Origin of the sequence: Plantactinospora endophytica, assembly GCF_016862915.1 — a bacterium.
Classification (GTDB): domain Bacteria; phylum Actinomycetota; class Actinomycetes; order Mycobacteriales; family Micromonosporaceae; genus Plantactinospora; species Plantactinospora endophytica.
Genome location: NZ_BONW01000039.1, coordinates 54,546 through 76,422, shown reverse-complemented (window position 1 = coordinate 76,422; position 21,877 = coordinate 54,546). Strand labels below are relative to the sequence as shown.

General features: G+C 71.3%; 19 protein-coding genes and 1 riboswitch. Of the genes, 13 read left to right on the top strand and 6 right to left on the bottom strand.

The genetic code is table 11. The features are described from left to right. Positions 1 to 24 precede the first annotated feature (24 nt). The 5 genes from Pen02_RS32055 to Pen02_RS32035 all read left to right on the top strand — a co-directional run bounded on the left by Pen02_RS32055 (position 25) and on the right by Pen02_RS32035 (position 5,964). Positions 25 to 1,197, top strand: coding sequence for an Ldh family oxidoreductase (locus Pen02_RS32055; RefSeq protein WP_203869902.1), 1,173 nt, complete (start codon positions 25 to 27; stop codon positions 1,195 to 1,197). Further along, positions 1,194 to 2,534 (top strand): iron-containing alcohol dehydrogenase, encoded by a 1,341-nt coding sequence (locus Pen02_RS32050; RefSeq protein WP_203869901.1) that lies wholly within the window; start codon positions 1,194 to 1,196, stop codon positions 2,532 to 2,534. The genes Pen02_RS32055 and Pen02_RS32050 overlap by 4 nt, the downstream gene beginning before the upstream one ends. Continuing rightward, positions 2,531 to 3,979 carry an NAD-dependent succinate-semialdehyde dehydrogenase gene (locus Pen02_RS32045; RefSeq protein ID WP_203869900.1) on the top strand — a complete coding sequence of 483 codons (1,449 nt, stop codon included), beginning with the start codon at positions 2,531 to 2,533 and terminating at the stop codon, positions 3,977 to 3,979. The genes Pen02_RS32050 and Pen02_RS32045 overlap by 4 nt, the downstream gene beginning before the upstream one ends. 145 nt (positions 3,980 to 4,124) lie before the next feature. After that, the gene (locus tag Pen02_RS32040) at positions 4,125 to 5,306 is read left to right on the top strand and encodes an enolase C-terminal domain-like protein (RefSeq protein ID WP_203869899.1); all 1,182 of its coding nucleotides are present in this window, start codon (positions 4,125 to 4,127) and stop codon (positions 5,304 to 5,306) included. A gap of 193 nt (positions 5,307 to 5,499) precedes the next feature. Beyond that, positions 5,500 to 5,964, top strand: a complete 465-nt coding sequence (locus tag Pen02_RS32035) for a PPOX class F420-dependent oxidoreductase (RefSeq protein ID WP_203869898.1) — start codon at positions 5,500 to 5,502, stop codon at positions 5,962 to 5,964. 71 nt (positions 5,965 to 6,035) lie between these two features. On the opposite strand, the gene Pen02_RS32030 is transcribed toward Pen02_RS32035, so the two are convergent. From Pen02_RS32030 to Pen02_RS32020, 3 genes are all read right to left on the bottom strand, one after another. Beyond that, positions 6,036 to 6,413, bottom strand: coding sequence for a VOC family protein (locus Pen02_RS32030; protein WP_203869897.1), 378 nt, complete (start codon positions 6,411 to 6,413; stop codon positions 6,036 to 6,038). Positions 6,414 to 6,691: 278 nt separating this feature from the next. Next, complete coding sequence (locus Pen02_RS32025; RefSeq protein ID WP_239141648.1) at positions 6,692 to 8,686, bottom strand: alkaline phosphatase family protein; 1,995 nt, start codon at positions 8,684 to 8,686, stop codon at positions 6,692 to 6,694. 243 nt (positions 8,687 to 8,929) lie between these two features. Further along, positions 8,930 to 10,522: a glycosyltransferase 87 family protein gene (locus Pen02_RS32020; protein ID WP_203869896.1), complete on the bottom strand. Its 1,593-nt coding sequence runs from the start codon at positions 10,520 to 10,522 to the stop codon at positions 8,930 to 8,932. A gap of 182 nt (positions 10,523 to 10,704) precedes the next feature. Between Pen02_RS32020 and Pen02_RS32015 the strand changes: the two genes are divergently transcribed. From Pen02_RS32015 to Pen02_RS31995, 5 genes are all read left to right on the top strand, one after another. Then, positions 10,705 to 11,976, top strand: coding sequence for a sialidase family protein (locus tag Pen02_RS32015; protein ID WP_203869895.1), 1,272 nt, complete (start codon positions 10,705 to 10,707; stop codon positions 11,974 to 11,976). Between the two features lie 111 nt (positions 11,977 to 12,087). Continuing rightward, the gene (locus Pen02_RS32010; RefSeq protein WP_203869894.1) at positions 12,088 to 12,918 is read left to right on the top strand and encodes an isocitrate lyase/PEP mutase family protein; all 831 of its coding nucleotides are present in this window, start codon (positions 12,088 to 12,090) and stop codon (positions 12,916 to 12,918) included. 108 nt (positions 12,919 to 13,026) lie between these two features. Beyond that, a complete protein-coding gene (locus Pen02_RS32005) occupies positions 13,027 to 14,112 on the top strand; it encodes a WD40/YVTN/BNR-like repeat-containing protein (protein WP_203869893.1) in 1,086 nt (361 codons plus the stop codon). A gap of 5 nt (positions 14,113 to 14,117) precedes the next feature. Then, positions 14,118 to 14,393: a ubiquitin-like small modifier protein 1 gene (locus Pen02_RS32000; protein WP_203869892.1), complete on the top strand. Its 276-nt coding sequence runs from the start codon at positions 14,118 to 14,120 to the stop codon at positions 14,391 to 14,393. Between the two features lie 416 nt (positions 14,394 to 14,809). Then, positions 14,810 to 15,970: a magnesium and cobalt transport protein CorA gene (locus tag Pen02_RS31995; protein WP_239141647.1), complete on the top strand. Its 1,161-nt coding sequence runs from the start codon at positions 14,810 to 14,812 to the stop codon at positions 15,968 to 15,970. 24 nt (positions 15,971 to 15,994) lie between these two features. Here the strand turns inward: Pen02_RS31995 and Pen02_RS31990 are convergent, their stop codons facing one another. After that, entirely contained in the window at positions 15,995 to 17,125 is a 1,131-nt protein-coding gene (locus tag Pen02_RS31990) for a magnesium and cobalt transport protein CorA (RefSeq protein ID WP_203869891.1), read from the bottom strand. Positions 17,126 to 17,279: 154 nt separating this feature from the next. After that, a riboswitch (guanidine-III (ykkC-III) riboswitch) is annotated at positions 17,280 to 17,340 on the top strand. A 7-nt stretch (positions 17,341 to 17,347) separates the two neighbouring features. Here Pen02_RS31990 and Pen02_RS31985 point away from each other — a divergent pair. Next, entirely contained in the window at positions 17,348 to 17,653 is a 306-nt protein-coding gene (locus tag Pen02_RS31985) for a CBU_0592 family membrane protein (RefSeq protein ID WP_203869890.1), read from the top strand. Positions 17,654 to 17,697: 44 nt separating this feature from the next. Beyond that, positions 17,698 to 18,210, top strand: coding sequence for a VOC family protein (locus Pen02_RS31980; protein ID WP_203869889.1), 513 nt, complete (start codon positions 17,698 to 17,700; stop codon positions 18,208 to 18,210). Positions 18,211 to 18,345: 135 nt separating this feature from the next. On the opposite strand, the gene Pen02_RS31975 is transcribed toward Pen02_RS31980, so the two are convergent. Together Pen02_RS31975 and Pen02_RS31970 are read right to left on the bottom strand one after the other, a co-directional pair. Then, positions 18,346 to 19,470, bottom strand: coding sequence for a 5-methyltetrahydropteroyltriglutamate--homocysteine S-methyltransferase (locus Pen02_RS31975; protein WP_203869888.1), 1,125 nt, complete (start codon positions 19,468 to 19,470; stop codon positions 18,346 to 18,348). Positions 19,471 to 19,630: 160 nt separating this feature from the next. Beyond that, entirely contained in the window at positions 19,631 to 20,392 is a 762-nt protein-coding gene (locus Pen02_RS31970) for a FadR/GntR family transcriptional regulator (protein ID WP_203869887.1), read from the bottom strand. A 170-nt stretch (positions 20,393 to 20,562) separates the two neighbouring features. Between Pen02_RS31970 and Pen02_RS31965 the strand changes: the two genes are divergently transcribed. After that, positions 20,563 to 21,813: an ABC transporter substrate-binding protein gene (locus tag Pen02_RS31965; RefSeq protein ID WP_203869886.1), complete on the top strand. Its 1,251-nt coding sequence runs from the start codon at positions 20,563 to 20,565 to the stop codon at positions 21,811 to 21,813. The last annotated feature ends 64 nt before the right edge of the window (positions 21,814 to 21,877 follow it).

The following is a 21,877-nucleotide window of genomic DNA, read 5'->3' as shown; positions in this document are numbered from 1 at the left end:
CAACGACGATTCGGAGCAACGTTCATGGCTCTCGTCGAGGTCACCCGGCTCCGCCGGATGGTCCGCGAAATCCTGCACGCGCACGGCGTACCCGGGCCGGCCGCCCGGTTGCAGTCGGACCTGCTGATCGCGGCCGAACTGCGCGGGCACCCGTCGCACGGCGTACTCCGGCTGCGCCGGATCGTCGAGCGGATCCGGGGCGGGGTCGCGGATCCCCGGGCCACCGGCCGGCACGACTGGGCCGGTACCGCGCTGCTCCGGGTGGACGGCGAGCAGGGGCTCGGGCCGGTGGTGGCGATGTCGGCCCTGGACGCCGTGCGGGAGCGGGCCCGGACCACCGGGGTTGCCGCCGCGGTGATCCGGCACAACAACCACCTCGGCATGCTGAGCTGGTACGTCGAGCAGGTCGCCCGGGCCGGGCAGGTGGCGATCGCGACCTGCACGAGCGAGGCGCTGGTGCATCCGTGGGGCGGCCGGCACGCGATGATCGGTACCAACCCGATCGCGATCGGGGTGCCCGCCCGGCCGGAGCCGCTGGTCCTCGACATGGCCACCGGACTGGTCTCGATGGGCAAGATCCACGACTACGCCAACCGGGGCCTGCCGCTGCCCCCGGGCTGGGCGCTGGACGCGGCCGGCGAGCCGACCACCGACGCCCGGGCCGCGACCGGCGGCTCCATCGCCCCGTTCGGCGACGCCAAGGGGTATGCGCTGGCGCTCTCCCTGGAGGTGCTGGTCGCGACCCTGACCGCCTCGGAGACCGGCACGGCGGTACGCGGCACCCTCGACTCGGACCAGCCGAGCAGCAAGGGCGACCTCTTCATCGTCTTCGACCGGCCGCCGGAGGCGGTGCGCGACTCGATCGGGGCGTACCTCCAGGCGGTCCGGGACACCGAGCCGAGCGGTGAGATTCCGGTGCAGGTACCGGGCGACCGGTCCCGGCGGCGCAACGAGCTGACCCTGACACAGGGCGTCGAGGTCGCCGACGAGGTCTGGCAGCACCTGTCGGCCCTGCACCAGGACGCGACACCCGATCCGGACGACGACAGCGCGACACACGACGCCGCGCACCACGACACGGCGCACGACGAGGCCGCGCACCAGGACACGGCGCATCACGACGCCGCGCATGACGACACGGCGCACGGTGGCGCAACGTATGGCCGCACGACCGAGAAGGCGGAGAGCGAACGGTGAGTACTGTGCAAACCCCAGCCGGCCCGGCGGCCGGACCCGGGCCGGATGGACCCGGCGACCCGTACGGGCTGATCCGCGGGCCCCGGCAGATCGTCTTCGGCCCGGGGCAGCGGCACGGCCTGGGCCGGATCGTCGCCTCGCTCGGCGGCAACGCGCTGGTCTGCACCGACGGCCGGATGGCCGAACAGCCGGAGTTCCGGGAGATGGTCGCCGACCTGCGCGACTGCGGCGTGACGGTACGGGTCTTCGCCGGGGTCGAGGCGGAACTGCCCACGCCGACGATCGCCGACTGCGTCGCCGGACTGGCCGGTGTCCCGGTCGACGTGGTGGTCGGGATCGGCGGTGGTAGCTGCGTCGACCACGCCAAGGTGGTCTCGATGCTGCTGGTGCACGGCGGGCAGCCCCGGGACTACTACGGCGAGTTCAAGGTGCCCGGCCCGGCGCTGCCGGTGGTCGCCGTACCGACGACCGCCGGCACCGGCTCCGAGGTGACCCCGGTGGCGGTGCTGGCCGACCCGGACCGGGAGATGAAGGTCGGGATCTCCAGCCCGCACCTGATCCCGCACACCGCACTGGTGGACCCGGAGCTGACCTACTCCTGTCCCCGGCCGCTGACCGCGCACGCCGCCGCCGACGCGCTGACGCACTGCGTCGAGGCGTTCACCGCCGTGCGCCGGGCGGCCACCCCGACGCTCGGCACCGAGCGGGTCTTCGTCGGCAAGTCGCTGCTGACCGACAGCTTCGCGCTGGCCGGGATGGAGCTGATCGGGCGGAGCCTGGTCGCCGCCGACGCCGACGGCGCGGACCGGACCGCCCGGCACGAGCTGCACCTGGCCGCGATCTACGGCGGGCTCGCGCTCGGCACCGCCGGCACCGCCGCCGCGCACGCCCTCCAGTACCCGATCGGCGCGGTGACGCACACCCCGCACGGCGCCGGAGTGGGTGCGCTGCTGCCGTACGTGATGGCGTACAACCTGCCCGCCCGGGTGGCCGAGTTCGCCGAGGTCGCCACGGCACTCGGCGTACCGGACGAGCCGGGCGCGGATCCCGCCGGGCGGGCGCGGGCCGCCGTACACCGGGTGGCGGAACTGCTCGGCGCGGTCGGCATCCCCCGTGACCTGGCGGAGTTGGGACTGTCCGCCGACCGGCTCGACTGGGCGGCCGAGCAGGGCATGACCGCCGCCCGGCTGGTGCAGAACAACCCCCGCCCGCTCGATCCCACCGAGCTGCGCCGGATCGTCGGCGCCGCGTACGCCGGAGACCTGGCCTCGCTGCTCCCCGAGCCGGCCGGCACCGGCACCAACCCGTCCACCAGCGGAGGCGAGGAAGCCCGATGACGACCGACCTGACCGCACTTTGTACCGACCTCTTCGTCGACGGCGGCTGGCGGCCCGCCCGGAACGGACGGCGGCTGGACGTCGTCGACCCGTCCACCGAGCAGCCGATCACCTCGGTCGCGGACGCGGAGCCGGCCGACGCCCTGCTCGCCGTCGAGGCCGCCGCGACCGCCCGGCCGGGCTGGTCCGCCCGGCCGCCCCGGGAGCGGGCCGAGATCCTGCGCCGTTGCTACCAGATGATGATCGAGCGTGAGGACGAACTCGCGGCGCTGATCTCGCTGGAGAACGGCAAGGCGCTGCCGGACGCGCACGGCGAGGTGCGGTACGCCGCCGAGTTCTTCCGCTGGTACGCCGAGGAGGCCGTCCGGATCGTCGGCGACGTCAGCGTCGCGCCCGGCGGCACCAACCGGATCCTGGTGCAGCACCAGCCGATCGGCGTCGCGGTGCTGGTCACGCCGTGGAACTTCCCGGCGGCAATGGCCACCCGCAAGATCGCACCCGCGCTGGCCGCCGGCTGTGCGGTGGTACTCAAGCCGGCCGCCGAGACCCCGCTCACCGCGTACGCGATCGCGGAGATCCTGCACGGCGCCGGCGTACCGGCCGGGGTGGTCAACGTGGTCACCACCAGCGACCCCGGGCCGGTGGTCTCGGCGATGCTGCACGACCCCCGGGTCCGGGCGCTCTCCTTCACCGGCTCGACGCAGGTCGGCCGGCTGCTGTTGAAGGAGGCGGCCGACCAGGTGCTGAAGTGCTCGATGGAGCTGGGCGGCAACGCGCCGTTCATCGTCTTCGACGACGCCGACCTCGACGACGCGCTGGACGGCGTGATGATCGCCAAGATGCGCAACGGCGGCCAGGCATGTACGGCAGCGAACCGGATCTACGTCCAGGAGGCGCTACGGGAGCGGTTCGTCGGCGGCCTCGCCGACCGGATGGGTGCGCTGACCGTCGGCCCGGGTACGGCCCCGGAGACCGGCTGCGGCCCGCTGATCGACCGGCGCAGCGTGGCCAAGGTGGACCGGCTGGTGACCGAGGCGGTCGCCGGAGGTGCCCGGGTCGTGCTGGGCGGCACGCCGCTGCCCGGTCCCGGCTACTTCTATCCGCCCACGGTGCTGGACGGCGTCGCCGCCGAGGCGAGCCTGGCCCGGGAGGAGGTCTTCGGGCCGGTCGCCGGGGTGATCCCGTTCCGCACCGAGGACGAGGTGGTGGCCGCCGCCAACGACACCGAGCACGGCCTCGCCGCGTACGTCTACACCCGGGACCTGGCGCGCGGCCTGGCGGTCGCGGACCGGCTGGAGAGCGGGATGGTGGCGATCAACCGGGGTCTGGTCTCCGATCCGGCCGCGCCGTTCGGCGGGGTCAAGCAGAGTGGGCTGGGTCGGGAGGGCGCCCGGGACGGCCTGCTCGAATACACCGAGACCAAGTACGTGGCGCTCAACTGGTGAGCGACCGAGGTGGCGGGGATCGAACTGGTGGGACCGGTGCGCGAGCGGATTGACCGGGGAACGAACCGGCGGGACCGGCGAGCGTCTGACGTGGTCGGCGAATGAACTGGTGGGACTGGCGAGTGGCGGGAAGCGAGGAACGGTGATGGGCGACGACCTGCGGATCCGCCGGGTGGTCACGCACGAACTGCAATGGACGATGCCCGACCTGGGCCGGGACGCGACCGGCTTCAACCCGGTCTACCAGCCGGGCGCCGAGGCGCGGAACACCGGCTACGTCATCACCATCGAGACCGACGCCGGGATCACCGGCGAGTACGCCTGGTCGCAGGGGGGCAAGGGGGTGTCCAGTACCCAGGTGGCGATGGTGGCCCGCTACCTGATCGGCCGCAACGCGCTGGACCGGGAACTGATCTGGAACGACCTCAAGCGGGCGCTGCGCAAGAACGACCGGTTCGGGGTCAGTCCGATCGACATCGCTCTGTGGGACATCGCCGGCAAGAGCCTCGGTGCGCCGATCCACGCGCTGCTCGGCACGTACCGGCGGAAGCTGCCGGCGTACGCCTCGACGTACTTCGGTGACTCCAACGGTGGGCTGGACAGCCCGCAGGCGTTCGCCGACTTCGCGGTGCGGTGCCGGGAGATGGGCTATCCGGCGTTCAAGATCCACGGTTGGAGCGGCGGGAACATCGCCCGGGAGGTGGCCACCGTGCTCGCCACCCGGGAGGCGGTCGGTCCGGCGATGGACCTGATGTTGGACCCGGCCTGCGAGTACCAGACCTTCGCCGAGGCGCTCAAGGTCGGGCGGGCCTGCGACGAGGCGAACTATCTCTGGTACGAGGACCCGTACCGGGACGGCGGCGTCTCCGCGTTCGCGCACCGCAAACTGCGACAACTGATCCGGACCCCGCTGCTGCTCGGCGAGCACGTCCGAGGACTGGAGGCGCACGTCGACCAGATCGTCGCGGACGGCACCGACTTCGTCCGGGCCGACCCGGACTACGACGGCGGCATCACCGGGGTCATGAAGATCGCGCACGCCGCCGAGGGTTTCGGGCTGGACTGCGAGATCCACGCCTCGGGGCCGGCCCAGCGGCACTGCATGGCGGCGATCCGGAACACCAACTACTACGAGCTGGCCCTGGTCGCCCCCGGCCTCGACCCGAAGAGCCGGCACTACCGGGTGTACGCCGACGGCTACGCCGACGACCTCGACTCGATCGACTCCGACGGCTGCCTGACCGTACCGGAGGGTCCCGGCCTCGGCGTGACGCTGGACTGGGACTGGATCCGCAGCCGGCAGACCGGCTCGGCCGTCTTCGAGTGAGGCCCGACCCCCGGTCACCGGACGGCCGCTCGACGGCCCGCGATGCCCGGTCGGTTAGCGGCCCGTGATGCCAGGCCGGCGGGAGGCCCGTGATGCCCGGCTGCCGGCGGCCCATGATGCCCGGCCGGTCGGGAGGCGGACCCAGACCCGCCTCCCGGTCGGCCGTCCCGACCCCGGCTGGTAGAAACGATCAATGACCCGCAGCATCGCCACCAACACCCGAGTCGACCGGCCGGAACTGCTCGACTTCCTCCGCCCTCGGCACCGCGCCATCCTGATAACGACCAGGCCGGACGGCCGGCCACAGTCCTCGCCGGTAGCCTGCGGCGTCGACACCGACGGCCGGATCGTCGTCTCGACGTACCCGGAGCGGGCGAAGGCGACAAACGCCCGCCGGGATCCCCGGGTCTCGGTCTGCGTCCTCTCCGACGACTGGAACGGGCCCTGGGTGCAGGTCGACGGCACCGCCGAGGTACTCGACCTGCCGGAGGCGCTGGAGCCGCTGGTCGAGTATTTCCGGTGCATCTCCGGCGAGCACCCGGACTGGGACGAGTACCGCGAGGCCATGCGCCGACAGGGCAAGTCGCTGATCCGGGTCACCATCGACAGTTGGGGCCCGGTCGCCACGGGCGGCTTCCCAGCCCGCCTGGCCGACTGACCACCTGGCCGAATGACGGACTGACCGGCCGACTCCTGTCGTCGCCGGCTTGCTGCGACCGGCGGCCCCGGTCAGCCCAGGTAGAGGCAGAACGGGTGGCCGGCCGGGTCGAGGTGTACGAGGACATCGCCCTGGGGCTGGTGGTCGGCTCGGGTCGCACCACAGGCCACGGCGTGCGCCGCAGCACGCTCCAGGTCGTCGACCCGGATCTCCAGGTGCGCCATCATCTGCTGGTCACCGGGACCCGCCGGCCAGCTCGGCCGGGCGTACGGCGACTCGGTCTGGAAGGCCAGCCCCACTCCCCCGGCCGGGTTGCGCATCAGCACCCAGTCCGGCTCCTCCTCGGTGATCTCCCAGCCGAGCAGGAGCCGGTAGAAGTGGGCCAGCGCCCTCGGGTCCGGCGCGCTCAGGTTGACGGTGGTCAGCGTCAGAGCGGTGCCGTCGAGCATGGTGGGAAACCTCCGAATGCTGGTCAGAGCCTTGTCGCCAGACGTGGCGAACCCTCATCGGTCCGGCATCGGCCGGCACGCTGGCGCGGGCCCGACGATCGTAGCGGCGGGCACCGACACCCGCCGGACTTCCGGCGCGCACCTGGCACACCCGCCGCGCGCCGGATGACCCGGACACCCGGCACGGTGACCGGACGGGCCGAACCGAGCCGAACCGGGCTGGCCAGACGATCGCGGGGGGGCGATCTCGTCGGCCCGGCGCGACAGCAAGCCGGGTACTACGACCCGAAGGCGGTGAGGAACTTGTCCCGGAAGTCGCTCATCTGCCAGACCGGGGTCGCCGGGCCGGGCTTCAGGCCGTCCTGCCAGTTCCACCCGGAGATCCGGTCCAGCACGGCCGGATCCTTGGCCACGATGGTGATCGGTACGTCCCGACTGGCGTTCTCGCCGGTGACGATCGGGCTGGCCTGGTGGTCACCGAGGAAGACGAAGACCATGTCGTCGTCGCCGTACCGTTCGAGGTAGGAGACGACCGTGTCGAGTGAGTACTGGACGGCGCGCCGGTACTGGGTGCGTACCTTGTCGCTGTCCTGCCACAGGTCGTCCGCCGACTCGCCGGTCTCGGCCATCGGCCCGAAGATCGAGCCGTCACCGAGCTGGTCCCAGCCGATGAGTTCCGGGATCGGCGTCCACGGTGCGTGGCTCGACACCAGCGGGATCGTCGCCATCACCGGCGGGTGGTCCGGCTTCGCGTGCTCGCGCTGCTCGAAGACGGAGAGTGTGTACTGGTCCGGCATCTGGGCCCAACTGAACTGTGGGCCACGGTAGCCGAGTTCCTTCGAGGCGTGCACCTCGTCGTAGCCGAAGAACGTCCCCTCCGGCCAGGTCTGGGTGACACCCGGCATGACTCCGACGGTGCGCCAGTCGGCCCGCTGGAAGGCCCGGTTGAGGGTCATCCGGTCGCTGGAGGTGAGATGGGTGTAGCGCTGCTGGTTGTTGATCCAGAGTCCGGAGAGCAGCGTGGCGTGGGCCAGCCAGCTTCCGCCGCCGAAGGTCGGCGAGGTGAGCCAGCCACTGCGCGCCGCGTACCCGGCCGTGCGCAGCCGGGTGTATCCGGTGTCGAGGGTGGCACCGACCTCCCGGGCGAAGAAGGGATCCTCGACCGCGGTCCGGCCGTAGCTCTCGACGAAGGCGAGTACGACGTCCTTGCCGCGCAGCCCGGTCAGCAACTGCTCGCCGGGTACGTTGGCGAACGCGTCGATCCGGGCCTCGGCGGCGAAGACCTCCTGGTCGCGCAGGGCCGCCTGGACCTGGAGTACCCGGTCGTAGGTGAGCGTGCTGACCGGCACGTCCGGGACGATCTGCACGCCGAGCACCGCGCCGACCACACAGGTCGCGCCGAGGGCCGACACGATGTGCGTCGTCGCCCGGCGGTGCCGGACCGCCAGGCGGGTCAGCCGGAGCACCGAGAACGTCATCAGGACGAGCAGGCCGACCGCCAGCAGCCCGGCGGCGACCACCGCGACGATCGCGCCGGTCCGGCCGTACGACTGCTCGACGAAGTCGGTGCCGGCCTCGAAGGAGATCCAGTCGAAGACCGGGTTGAACGGTCGGGCCAGTACCGCGAAGAAGCCCATGTCGACGACCTTCACGATGGCCAGCAGGCCGAGGAGCAGCCCGACCGGCACCGCCACCGCCCGGCGTCCCCAGGTCGGCAGGAGCAGCACCAGCGCGACCACCAGCAGCGCCTCCACCGGCAGCCGCAGGAACACCCAGGGGGTGAAGAGGCTGAGCTGGTTCGGCGCCAACATGGCGAAGGCGACCAGCAGCAGGGCCAGCACGCTGGTCAGCCAGCCCGCGACGGTCCGGATCCGGCCGCGCCTCCGCCCGCCACCGTCACCGTCGCCCTCACGGTCACCGTCGCTCGCACCGGCGCCACCGTCGGGGCCGGCGCCACCGTCCGGGTCAGTCCTACTGCCCGGGTCGGTGCCACCGTCCGGATCGGTGCCGCTGCCCAGGACAGTTCTGCCGTCCGGGTCAGTCCTGGCGTCCGGGTCGGTGCCGCTGTTCGGGTCCGTGGTGGCAGGGGTCGGCGCGGTGGCGTCCGGGGTGCCGTTGTCAGCCGTACCGGCGGCGGTGTTCGCCGGGCCGGCGGGGTCGTGGGTACCCTGGTCGTCCGGTCGGCGCTGCGCGTCGGCGTCGGTGCTCGGGGCGTCCGCCGTTCCCGGCGGTCCATCGGTCGGGTTACGACGACGGCGCGTGAAAACCGACAATCCAAAGGCCCTTCCTGCGAAGCCTGGTGACGCCCGCCCGCCACTGGGAGTGATCGACCCGCACCGTCGCGCAACGTCGGCGGTGCCGGTGCTGTCCGGCCGGCCGACGACGGTCGGGGCGGTGACCGGCCTGGTCTCCGTGCCGCCGTCGTGATCCGGGCGCCACGTTAACATCCCGAGTTGACCGGACCCCGGCCGCCGGTCGAGGGCTCCGGATGCCCTGCACGCGCGGCGATCGGGTCGTCACCCGACGGCAAGTTCCTCGGTGTACGCCGCGATCGGGCTGCCGTCCGCGGAAAAGGCGGTCAGCCGCCCGTGCGAGAGGTTCGCCGAGCGGAACGAGAACAGCCACTGCCCCGGATAGACCTCCAGCAGCGGAATCGTCCGGGCGGCTCCGCCCGGCGCGGACTGGTACTCCAGCCGGGCCACCCTGGCGTCGACCACTCCGTTCACCCGTACCTTGGTCTTCTCGGCGGTGACCCCGAAGGTGATCGGCGCACCACCGCCGAAGTCGGCACAGTCGGCGGCGCCCCGGCAGACGAAGAAGTACCGGGGGTTGTGCACGTCGGCCATCGAGTACGCCTTGAAGGTCGGATCCGCCCCCGCCGGCAGCGGCTGTACGGCGAAGAACGCGACCGCAGCCACGGCGGCGACACCCACCCGCAGCCAACTCCGGGCCGTGGAGGTACGCCGACCGGCGGCGACCGCCGCGACCGTGATGCCGCCGAATCCGGCCAGGCACAGTGTGATCGTGGCGAGCGAGCGGGAGTTCTCGAAGAGGAACTGGAGTCCCGGAGTCATCGAGACCGGACTGAGCAGTGCACCCAGCGACAGCACCATCACGACCAGCAACGCCGCGCCGGCCACCCGGCGGGCCACCCCGTACGCCCCGACCAGCAGCATCGCGGCCAGCACCGGCCAGATCTGGTGGTGGGTCCAGGAGACCGGCGAGGCCGCCACCGTGGCGCAGCCGACCAGCACGGCCGCGTGCGCCGACCGGTCGGAGTGTTCGAGCTGCCGCGCCCGCAGCAGTGCCGTACCGCAGACGACCAGCACCAGAGCGGCCCAGAGCAGCGGGAACGTCTCGCCGTCCGCGCCGATCCGCAGCAGCATGCCGTGCAGGGACTGGTTGCCGAGCGAGGCGAGGTTGCCGACCCGGGAGGTGTTCAGGAAGGTTCCGGTCCAGAAGGTCCAACTGTCCGCCGGCAGCGCTACCGCGCCGACCAGGGCGCAGCCGACGAAGGCGGCTACCGCCCGGCCGGCGTCCCGCCAACGGCGGGCGAGCAGGAAGAAGACCACGAACAGCAGCGGGGTCAGCTTGACGGCGGCGGCGATGCCGACCAGTACGCCCCGGTAGCGGGCCGGGGTCAGTCCCATCCCGTCGACCAGGGCGAGCAGCACGATGAAGACGCTGACCTGGCCGAACCGCAGGTTGCTCTGGGCCGGCGCGGAGAGCATCAGCGCGCAGGCGATCGCCGCGACCACCAGCGGTCGCCGGTGCCGTGCCGGGGTGACGGCGCCGCCGACCGCGACGGCGATGGCGGCGATCGCCGCGCAGGTCGCCACCAGCCAGGACAGTTGGACGACGCCCTCGGGCAGCAGGCCGATCGGCGAGAGGACCAGGGCGGCGAAGGGTGGATAGGTGAACGGGCCGCCGTTCTCGGCGACGAAGTCGTAGAGTGGCCGGCCGTCGTGCAGGTGGCGGATGGCACCGTAGTAGATGTGCAGGTCGGAGAGGCGTTCCCAGTCGGGCCGGCGCAGCACGAGCACCGACGAGACCACCGCGACGACGCCGAAGACTCCCCAGAGTGCCGCCGTCGCCCTGCGATTGCCCATCCGGCGAGTCTAGATAGCCGCATCGACCCGGACGAGATACACCGCCGCCATACGGCGCCTTGCGGCGCCCGGGACGGTGTGGCAGTTTCCTTCTCGACTCAAGCGACACATGTAGCTATTTGACTGGTTCGCGACGCACCCGACCGGTCAGCCAGCATCTACTACGAGGAGCCGCCGGTCAGTTGCTGCTCGGCGGCGAGGAGGTGGCGATGTTCCGGCGGAGGACGACGACGGCTCTGGCAGCGCTCGGCGTGCTGCTCGGTGGCCTGTCCGTGGCACCGGCGGGTGGGCCCGCCGTGGCGGCACCGGCCGCACACAGCGAGCGGCTGCTCTTCGACGGCGGCGGCGAGTCGCTCAACGGCATCACGTACCACTCGTTCCGGATTCCGTCGCTCGTGCGTACCAGGGCGAACACCCTGATCGCGTTCGCCGAGGGCCGGGCGTCAAACAACCGGGACTGGGGCAACATCAACCTGGTCTTCAAGCGGTCCGAGGACAACGGCGCCACCTGGTCCGCGCTGGACGAGGTGGTCGGGGCCGGGCAGGGCACCTGGGGCAACCCGACCGCCGTCGTCGACTCCAGCAACGGCCGGATCTGGCTCTTCATGTCCTGGAACCCGGCGGGCTACAGCCAGAACGGCGACGACGGCACCACCCGGATCACCGCCTGGGAGCACCGCAAGGTGTACGTCAGCAGCAGCTCCGACGACGGCCGGAACTGGACCGACCCGGTGGACCTGACCGCCACACTCAAGCCGAGGACGTTCGCCAGCGGGGCGGCCTGGGCCTGGGACGCGATGGGCCCGGGAGTCGGCGTGCAGACCTCCACCGGCCGGCTGGTGATCCCGGCGTTGCACCGCAACATCTACAGCGACGACCATGGGGCGACCTGGAAGGTGCAGCGCATCACCACCAGTGGCGGCGTCGCCCAGGAGGGCACCAGCGAGGGAACGGTACTCGAACTGACCGACGGCCGGCTGATGCGCAACGACCGGGCCGTCGGTTCGGTCTGGGAGGACGCGAAGCGCCGCTGGGTGACGCGCGGGACGATCGAGGGCGGCTTCGCCACCTTCGTGCCGGACGACACGCTGCTGGATCCGCGCGCCCAGGGCTCCGTACTGCGCTACAACCTCGACTCGCCGACCCGGATCGTCTTCCTCAACTCGGCGAGTACCGAGACCCGGACCAGGATGACCGTGCGGATCAGTTACGACGAGGCGCGGACCTGGCCGGTCTACCGCCGGTTGAGCGACGCCCCGCTGCCGTCCTGGCCGGGCCTCGGCAGCGGAAGTGTCGCCGAGGGCGGCTACTCGAGCATGGCCAAGACCGCCGACTACTTCGTCGGCGCGTTGGTCGAGGTGAACGAGAACACCGCCGCCAGCGACACCTCGCGTCGGTCGATCGTGTTCCGCAAGTTCAACCTGCCCTGGATGCTCAACGGCACCCCCGAGTGACGAGGCCGGCCCGGACCGGTTGCCCCGAGGTCGAGGCGGCGGGCCGGGCACGAGTACGCAGCCGGCGGCGTACTCGTAGACTGCCGGCGGCTTCCCAGGAAGGATGATCCGATGATTCTGGACGCCGCCGACCAGTACCGCCGGGCGGTCACGTTCCGCCACCTGCACGAGGGGCCGACCTTCGTGGTCCCGAACCCGTGGGACGCGGGCAGTGCGCGGGTGCTCGCCGGACTCGGCTTCCCCGCGCTCGCCACCACCAGCGGCGGCCTCGCCTTCGCGCTCGGTCGACGGGACGGCGTCAACCTGGTCAGCCGGGCGGAGACGCTGGAGAACGTCCGGGTGATCGCCCAGGCGGGTCCGCTGCCGGTGACGGCCGACCTGGAGAGCGGGTTCGGCGAGAGTCCGGCCGAGGTGGCCGAGACGATCCGGCTCGCCGCCGAGGCGGGCGCGGTCGGCGGTTCGATCGAGGACGCCACCGGAGATCCCGCCGACCCGATCCGCCCGCTGGCCGAGGCGGTCCGCCGGGTCGAGGCGGCCGTGGCGGCGGCCCGGGCGCTGCCGTTCCCGTTCACCCTGACCGCCCGGGCGGAGAACTTCCTCTACGGGCGGGCGGACCTGCCGGACACCGTCCACCGGCTCCGGGCGTATTCCGCAGCCGGTGCCGACGTCCTGTACGCGCCCGGGCTGCCGGACCTGGACGCCGTACGGTCGGTCTGCGCATCGGTGGACAAACCGGTCAACGCGCTGGCCGGCGGCGCCCCCGGGGTGACCGTCGCGATGCTCGCCGACTGCGGCGTACGCCGGATCAGCGTCGGCTCGACGCTCGCCCGGGTGGCGTTGAGCGCCTTCGTCGACGCGGCGCGGGAGATCCACGAGACCGGCACCTTCGGCTTCGGCGGGGACGTGCTCAGCTACGCCCAGGTGAACGAACTCTGGCCGTAGCCGGTCGGAAATCCTCCCGCCACCGGCTCCGGGCTGCGCTTTTGTCGGTGCCGGTCGGCATACTGGCCGACGGACATCGACGGCGCACGTCCGATCGGAGGGATGATCATGACAGCCTTGTTGGCAATCGGCACCGGCAAGGGCCTATTCCTGGCCACCAGCGACGACGACCGCAAGACCTGGCAGGTCAGCGGGCCACACTTCGCGATGACCGGGGTCTACTCGGTCGCCGTCGACAAACGGCGGGCGACGCCCCGACTCCTCGCCGGGGTGACCAGTTCGCACTTCGGCCCGAGTGTGGCGACCAGTGACGACCTCGGCGCGTCCTGGCAGGAGCCGGCGGAGCCACCGGTCGCCTTCCCGGCCGGCGCCGGGGCGAGCCTGGAGCGGGTCTGGCAGCTCACCCCCGGTCCGGTCGACCAGCCCGACGTGGTCTACGCCGGCACCCAGCCGTCGGCGCTGTTCCGGTCGGTCGACGGCGGCATCACCTACGAGCTGATCCGTCCGCTCTGGGACCACCCGCACCGCAAGCAGTGGGACGCCGGGTTCGGCGGCCAGGCGATCCACACCGTGCTGCCGCACCCGGACGACCCGGCGCAGATCCTGGTCGCCATGTCGACCGGCGGCGTCTACCGCACCGGCGACGCGGGCGCGAGCTGGCGACCGCAGAACACCGGCATCCGCGCCTACTTCCTCCCCGACGAGTGGCCCGAGTTCGGGCAGTGCGTGCACAAGGTCGCCCGGGACGCGGCCGACCCGGAGCGGCTCTACGCGCAGAACCACCACGGCGTCTACCGATCCACCGACGGCGGGGTGAGCTGGCAGTCGATCGCCGACGGGCTGCCGAGCGATTTCGGCTTCCCGATGGTCGCCCATCCGCACCGGGGCGGCACGATCTTCACCTTTCCGCTGGTCGCCGACGGGGAACGCTTCCCCGTCGACCGGCGTTGCCGGGTCTTCCGGTCGACCGACGCCGGTGACACCTGGCAGCCGTTGACCGACGGGCTGCCGAGCGGCCCCTACTACCCTGCCGTGCTCCGGGACGCGCTGTGCGTCGACGACGCCGACCGGGCCGGGGTCTATTTCGGCACCAGGTCCGGCGAGGTCTACGCCAGTCGAGACGAGGGCGACTCCTGGTCGCTGGTCGCCGCCCACCTGCCCGACGTGCTCTGCGTCCGGGCCGTGGAGCTGTGAAGCCGATGGTCACCGTTCTGGTGCCCGCCGCGCTGCGCGGCGAGACGGCCGGGGTGGGCCGGTTGGACGTGACCGCGACGGGGACGCTGCGGGCCGTGCTCGACGAGGTGGCCGCGCGGTGGCCCCGACTGATCCGTCGACTCCGCGACGAGCAGGGCGAGTTGCGCCGGTACGTCAACGTCTACGTCGACGGCGAGGACTGCCGACAGACCGGTGGCCTCGACACGGCGGTACGCGACGACGCGGAGGTACAGGTCATCCCCTCGGTGGCCGGCGGCTGACGGACGAGTACCGCGAACAGGCGCCGGCCCTGGCCGCAGGCGGCAGCAGGCCGGCGCCCCGGCCGCTCGACCTCGCCCGGACCGTCACGGGGACCTGGTGGCGGAGCTGCGGCGGCTGCCGCCCGCCCTCCCAGCACGAGCGGTTCGGCGCACCGGAGTCCTCGTTCCCGTCAGTCCCGTCGTCCGGGGCCGGGGCGAGGTTGTCCGCGACTCGGGGTGCGAAGGCCGGCCGCTCCGCCTACCGTGGGGATTGGTCAACGTTTCCGTGCTGTTGGCCGGCGGTTTGTCGTCCTCGGCCGGGGGCGGGCGTGGGATGGGACGGCGGCTCGGCGCGGGCCGTCGACCGGTATTGCGATCCACTCTTCCGTGGGATCCCCGCACGTGTCGCTCGACGTCTTCGTTGTGGAGGCTTTCCCATGTCCGACTGGCGTTCGCGCGCCCTGCGTCCCGCGAAGCGGGCTCTGCGCCGCTCGCAGGACCGGTATCCGCAGTCGCCACCGGAGCTGTCGATGGATCCCCGGGCGGCCGAGGCAGTCGCCGAGCGGGCACCGGCGGAGGAGAGCGTGGTCACCTCCGCGATCTACCGGGACGGGCAGCGGGTCGACGGCCCGCCGAACCTGGCGGAGACCTGCCAGCGGCTGCGGGACCAGCCGGGGACGATGGCGTGGATCGGGCTGTACCGGCCGACCGAGGCGCAACTGCTCACCGTCGCCGAGGAGTTCGGGCTGCACGAGCTGGCCATCGAGGACGCCATCGTCGCGCACCAGCGCCCCAAGCTCGAACGGTACGGCGACACCCTGTTCGTGGTGCTCCGGGCCGCCCGCTACCTCGACGAGGCCGAGGAGGTGGACTTCGGCGAGGTGCACGTCTTCGTCGGAGCCAACTTCGTGCTGACCGTACGCCACGGGCAGGCACCGGACCTGACCGCCGTACGTCGCCGGATGGAGAACGACCCGGATCTGCTCCGGCGCGGCCCGGAGGCGGTGCTGTACGCGATCCTGGACAGCGTCGTCGACGGGTACGCGCCGGTGGTCGGCGGGTTGCAGAACGACATCGACGAGATCGAGACCGAGGTGTTCCGGGGTGATCCCCGGGTGAGCCGGCGGATCTACGAACTCTCCCGCGAGGTGATCGAGTTCCAGCGGGCCACCCGGCCACTGCTGGACATCCTCCAGGGACTGAGTGCCGGGTTCGAGAAGTACGGCACCGACGAGGAGCTGCGGCGCTATCTCGGCGACGTGGCCGACCACGCCACCACTGCGTCGGAGCGGGTAAACGAGTTCCGGCAGATCCTGGCGGACATCCTCGCCCTGAACGCCACCCTGGTGTCCCAGTCGCAGAACGAGGAGGTCAAGAACCTGACCGTGGCCAGCTACACCCAGAACGAGGAGATCAAGAAGATCTCCGCCTGGGCGGCGATCCTGTTCGCACCGACCCTGATCGGCACGGTGTACGGAATGAACTTCGTGCACATGCCCGAGCTGCACTGGGTCTTCGGTTATCCGTTCGCGCTCTTCCTGATGCTGGTGGTGTGCAGCACGCTCTTCGTCATCTTCAAACGCCGCGACTGGCTCTGACCGGCGACCGCGCGTCCCGGAACCTCACAACCAGTTGTTGCGGCGGAAGCCTCGGTGCATCGCCACCGCCAGGACCAGCATCACCACCAGCACCACCCAGAAGCCGTGCGCCGCCTTGAGCCCGGGGATGAATTCGAAGTTCATCCCGTAGATGCCGGCGATGAAGGTCTGCACCGCGAAGATCGCCGCCCATGACGCGATCTTCCGCATGTCGTTGTTCTGGTCCACCGACACCTGCGCCAGCCGCGCCTGGAGGATCGAGTTCAGCAGGTCGTCGTAGGCGGTGATCCGCTCGACCGTGCGGGAGAGCACCCCGCCGACGTCCCGGAAGTACCGGACCACCGGTCGGGGCAGTTCCCGGTCCTCCAGCAGTGCGGCGAACGGCCGCTGCAACGGCGCCACCGCCCGCTTGAACTCCATCAGCTCCCGTTTGAGCTGGTAGATGTGCGCGATCCGGTCCCGTGCGGTGCGCCGGGCGAAGACCTGTTCCTCCACCGCGTCGACGTCGGCCTCCACGGCGGTGGCCACCTGGACGTACGAGCCGACGAGCTGGTCACAGACCGCGTAGGCGACCGCCCACGGGCCGAGGGCCAGCAACGTGGGCTTGGCCTCCAGGTCGGCCCGGACCGGCCGGAGGGCACCGGGTGCGCCGTGCCGGACGGTGATCACGAACCGGGGGCCGACGAACACGGTCACCGCACCGGTCTCCACCACCTCGGAGGTCTCGGTCAGCTCGGAGTGCTCGACGTACCGGGTGGTGCGCAGCACGATCACCGTCACCTGGTCGTACCGCTCCACCGCCGGCCGGTGTTCCCGGTTCAGCGCGTGCTCGGTGACCAGGTCGTCGAGGCCGAACGTCCGGGCGATCGGCGCGAAGTCCGCCTCGCCCGGCTCGTGCAGCCCGAGCCAGACGAAGCCGCGACCTCGGCGGGCCGCCGCCAGCGCGGCGCGGTAGTCAGGCCGGCCCGGCAGTCGACGCCCGTCGACGTACGCGGCGCAGTCCACGATCCGGTCGGTGTCCCCGCCGCGCTGCGCCGGCACGTACCCGGAGGTGAGGCCGTCGGGGTTGAGCATCCGGGCGAGCGCCCGGCGGACCGGTGCCACCCACCTGGTACGCGTACCGGCCGGACCCGCGTCCTGTTCGTGCCCCGTCATCCCCGGATGCCCCTTCCTCCACACGGTCGCTGGCGTGCATCGAACCATCCACCGGCCACCCGTCGGCCTTCCGGGGTGCGGCCGGTTGGTGAGGTTCCGCACCAACCGGGCGATCCGGCGGCGACCCGGCTATTCTCGATCATCAGGTGGCGCCATCATGCGACCGCCCCCGGACGAGAGCGCTGCCGTACCCGGCCCTGCAAAGACGGCGCGCAGAAAATCATGACTCTTGTCGATGTCATCGAGATCGTCGGTTCGCTGCTGATCCTGTCGGCCTTCGCCGCCGCCCAGAGCCGTCGGCTGTCCCCGCACTCCTACCGCTATCTGGCGCTCAACATCGTCGGCTCGACCGTGCTGGCCGTGATCGCCCTGCTGCACCAGTCTTGGGGCTTCCTGCTCCTGGAGGCGAGCTGGGCGGTGATCTCCACCGTCTCGCTGGTCCGGCTGCTCGGCCGGAACCGGCCCACCGGACGCCCGGCGGAACAGCCCACTGGACGCCCGGCGGAACAGCCCGGTTTGCACTCCTGACGGCCGGGAAGAGCCACCCCGACCAGCCGTCGGGAGGTGCCACGATGAGCAACGCCGTACCCGATCCGGCGGCGGTGTCGGTCGGGCTCGACACCGCCGCGCACGTCGGGATCTCCGTGGCCGACCTGGACCGTTCGGTCGCGTTCTACCGGGCACTGACCGGGCTGGAACCGGTGGTCGAGGACGAGACCATGCGGGGTGCCGCGTTCGCCCGCTCGCAGGGGCTGCTCCGCACCGAACTGCGGTACGCCACCTTCCGGCTGCGCAACCTCGGCATCGACCTGATCCAGTTCCGGCAGCCGGCCGGCGAGCCCGCCGAGGTGGCGGCGAACCGGCCCGGCTCGATGCACCTCTGTTTCGAGGTCGAGGACCTGCCGGCGGTGTACGACCGGATGCGCGCGGCCGGGCTCGACTTCCTCGGCCCGGCCTACACCTTCACCACCGAGGAGGTGTCGCCGCCGGACGCCGCCGGCACCGAGGTCGCGTACTTCAACGACCCGGACGGCACCAACCTGGAAATCATCGCCCCGAAGGGCGGCTTCGCCCGGCCGAACTGAGCCCCCGACCGACAGCCCGGCCGGACTGAGCCGGTCGACCGGTGACTGGCCGGACTCAGCGGCAGCCCGGCCGGACTGAGCGGCAGCCCGGCCGGACTGAGCGGCGGCCCGGCCGGGTGGACAGGTGGCGGGCGGTCAGTTGTCGCCCCAGACCTCCTGCGCGGTCTCCACGATCAGCCGCAGCTTCGCCACCTGCTCCTCCTGGGTCAGTGCGTTCCCCTCCACCGTCGAGGAGAAGCCGCACTGCGGGGAGAGGCAGAGCTGCTCCAACGGTACGTAGCGGGCGGCCTCGTCGATCCGGCGCTTGAGGTCGTCCTTGCTCTCCAGCTCGCCCCGCTTGGTGGTGACCAGGCCGAGCACCACCTTCTTGCCCGGCGGTACGAAGCGCAGCGGGGCGAAGTCGCCGGAGCGCTCGTCGTCGTACTCCAGGAAGAAGCCGTCGACGTCGAGCTGGGTGAAGAGCGCCTCGGCGACGAAGTCGTAGCCGCCCTCGGCCGCCCAGGAGGACCGGAAGTTGCCCCGGCACATGTGGGTGGTCACCGACATGGTGTCGGGGCGGCCGGCCAGCGAGGCATTGATCTGCCGGATGTACCGCTCGTGCTGGTGCTCCGGGTCTCCGCCCTGCGCGGCCACCATCTCCCGTTGCCGGGGGTCGTTCAGGTACGCCAGGCTGGTGTCGTCGAACTGGAGGTAGGTGCAGCCGAGGTCGGCGAGCCGACGCACCTGCTCGGCGTACGCGGCGCTGAGGTCGGTCCAGAACTGGTCCAGGTCGGGGTAGACGCCGGTGTCGATGGCGGCCCGGCCACCCCGGTAGTGCACCATGCTCGGCGACGGGATGGTCAGCTTCGGGGTGCCCGTGCCGACCTGCTGCTTCAGGAACGAGAACGCATCGCCGAAGATGGTGTCGGTCAGCTTCACCCGGTCGTGCACCCGCAGCGCCGCCGACTGAAACTCCAGCTTTCCGGACTCGTTGAAGAACTGCACGGTCAGCTTCTCGTCGGCCGGGTCGATCCCGCCGAGCTGGTAGATGAAGTCCATGTGCCAGGAGGTACGCCGGAATTCTCCGTCGGTGGCGGTACGCAGCCCGATGCTCTCCTGGAGGCGTACCACCTCGCGGATCGCGTCGTCCTCGACGGCGCGCAACTCCTCGGCGGTGATCCGCCCGGCGGCCCGGTCCTCCCGGGCGGTCAGCAGCCGCGCGGGTCGCAGCAGGCTGCCGACGTGGTCGGCGCGGAACGGCGGGCGGGATGATGCGGCCATGGTGGTCCCCTCTGTTCCTGGTACGCGGACGTCTCGTCGGCCCGCACCGGCGCCACGTGACGCGACGGCGCGATCCGGCCAACCATAGTCCGCCGGGCCGGCATTGATGATCTAGAACCGTACCCCCGCCGGGAGTCGCCCGCCGGCTCGGGAAACCGGGTCAGCCGGCCGAATCCGGTCCGGTCTGCGCCCAGATCGCGCTCATCTCCAGCATGGCCTGCTCCATGATCTGCACCATCGCGGTCTTGGCCCGCTCGCCGTCGCGCCGTTGGATCGCCTGGGCGACGTCGGCGTGCAGTTGCAGCGCCTGCTCGTGCGGGTAGTGCGGCATCAGGTCGTAGTGGTAGCGGCCGGCCAGCACCTCGGCGACCAGTTCGTGCAGCTTGACGAACATCTCGTTGCCGGAGTCGACCAGCACCAGCCGGTGGAACTCGATGTCGAGCCGGAGGAACTCGGCCTCGTCGCCGGCCTTGCCGGCCGCCCACATCTTGGCGGCGAGCCCGACGAGTTCGCTGGCCTCCTGCGGGGTGGCCCGGTGCGCGGCGAGCGAGGCGGCCTGCGGCTCGACCGCGGTACGCAGCTCGGTGATCGAGCGGAGCTGGGCGATCCGGCCGGCCGAGGCGAGCCGCCAGCGGATCACCTGGGGGTCGAAGACGTTCCAGTCGCCGGCCGCGCGGATCAGCGTGCCGACCCGGCGGCGCGACTCGACCAGCCCCATCGAGGAGAGCACCCGCAGCACCTCGCGGACGACCGAGCGGGAGACGGCGTACTGCTCGACGAGGTCGTCGATGTAGAGCACGGAGCCGGGCGGAAGCTGGCCGGCGCAGACGGCCGTGCCGAGTTGGTCGAGCAGCCGGGCGTGCAGCCCGGACTCGGCGGGGTCGAGCCGGACAGACGCGACCTCAGGTGACGGCGTGGCCATAAATAAAGCCTATCAGTGAGTGGCCTGGTCTTGCTTAAGTCAGCTTTATCGGCCTAGCATCCGGCATTAGGCGGACGTAGGAGTCCGCGGGCGGCACCCAACGGCGGGTTGCCGCGACGGAAGGGGAGATGGACGTGTTACGTCGCTCGGTAATCGGAACATCTCTGGCCGTGGTGGCTGCCCTCGGCCTGACCGCCTGCGGAGGCGGCGGCGATGACAGTGGCGGGTCGAACACCCTGCGCGTGACGCTGGTGAACCACGTCTGGACGGAGAACATAAAGAAGGCGCTGCCGGAGTTCGAGCAGCAGACCGGGCTCAAGGTCGAGGTCACCCAGCTCGGCGAGGACCAGCTCTCCGACCAGTACAACGTCAAGCTGAACGCCGGGTCCAGCGACATCGACGTGATGATGTACCGGCCGCTGCAGGAGGGGAAGCTCTTCGCCAAGAACGGCTACCTGGCCGACCTGACCGAGAAGGCCAAGGGCGACTCGGCGTTCGAGCTGGCCGACTTCCAGGCCCCGCCGGTGCAGGCCACCACCTACGAGGAGAAGCTGGTCGGCGTACCGATCATCACCGAGCAGGAGGTCCTCTACTACCGGAAGGACCTGTTGCAGAAGTCCGGCTTCACCGCAGCGCCGAAGACCCTGGACGAGCTGAAGACCATGGCGGCCAAGGTCGAGGCCGACAACCCGGGCATCGCCGGCTTCGTCGCCCGGACCGGCAAGGCGGCGGCGGTCACCCAGTTCTCCAGCTTCCTCTACAGCTTCGGTGGCGACTTCGTCGACGGCAGCGGCAAGGCCAGCGTCAACACCGACGCGGCCAGGCAGGCGTACGCGTACTACGGCGGGCTGCTGAAGGACCACGGGCCGGAGAACATCAGCACCGACATGAGCTGGTCCGAGGCGATGGCCATCTTCACCCAGGGCAAGGCGGCCTTCTACACCGAGGCCAACTCGCTCTACAAGAACGCCACCGACCCGGCCAAGTCCAAGGTCTCCGACAGCGTCGGCTTCGCGGCGTTCCCGGCCGGGCCGGCCGGCTCCAAGCCGTACAACATCCCGTCCTGGGCGCTCGGCGTCAACGAGGGCTCGGAGAACCAGGCCAACGCCTGGAAGTTCATCCAGTGGGCGGCCGGCAAGGACCAGACGCTGGCGCAGCAGAAGGGTGGCGTGCCGGGTGCCCGTACCTCGGTCTGGGCCAACCCGGAGGGCATCGCGACCTACCCGAAGGACCTCGCCGACGCCATCAAGGTCAGCACCGAGAACGGGGTCGGCCACGACCGGCCGCTGGTCGTGAAGGTCGCCGAGGCCCGGGAGATCGTCGGACAGCCGATCGTCGACGCGATCACCGGCAAGGACGTCGCCGGCTCGGCCGGTACGGCGAACGAGGCGTTCCAGAAGCTCCTCGACGACGAGAAGTAGGCCGAGAAGTAAGCCGTCGCGCGGGGTGGCGGAGCGGTTCCGTCACCCCGCGTCTCTTCCGCCG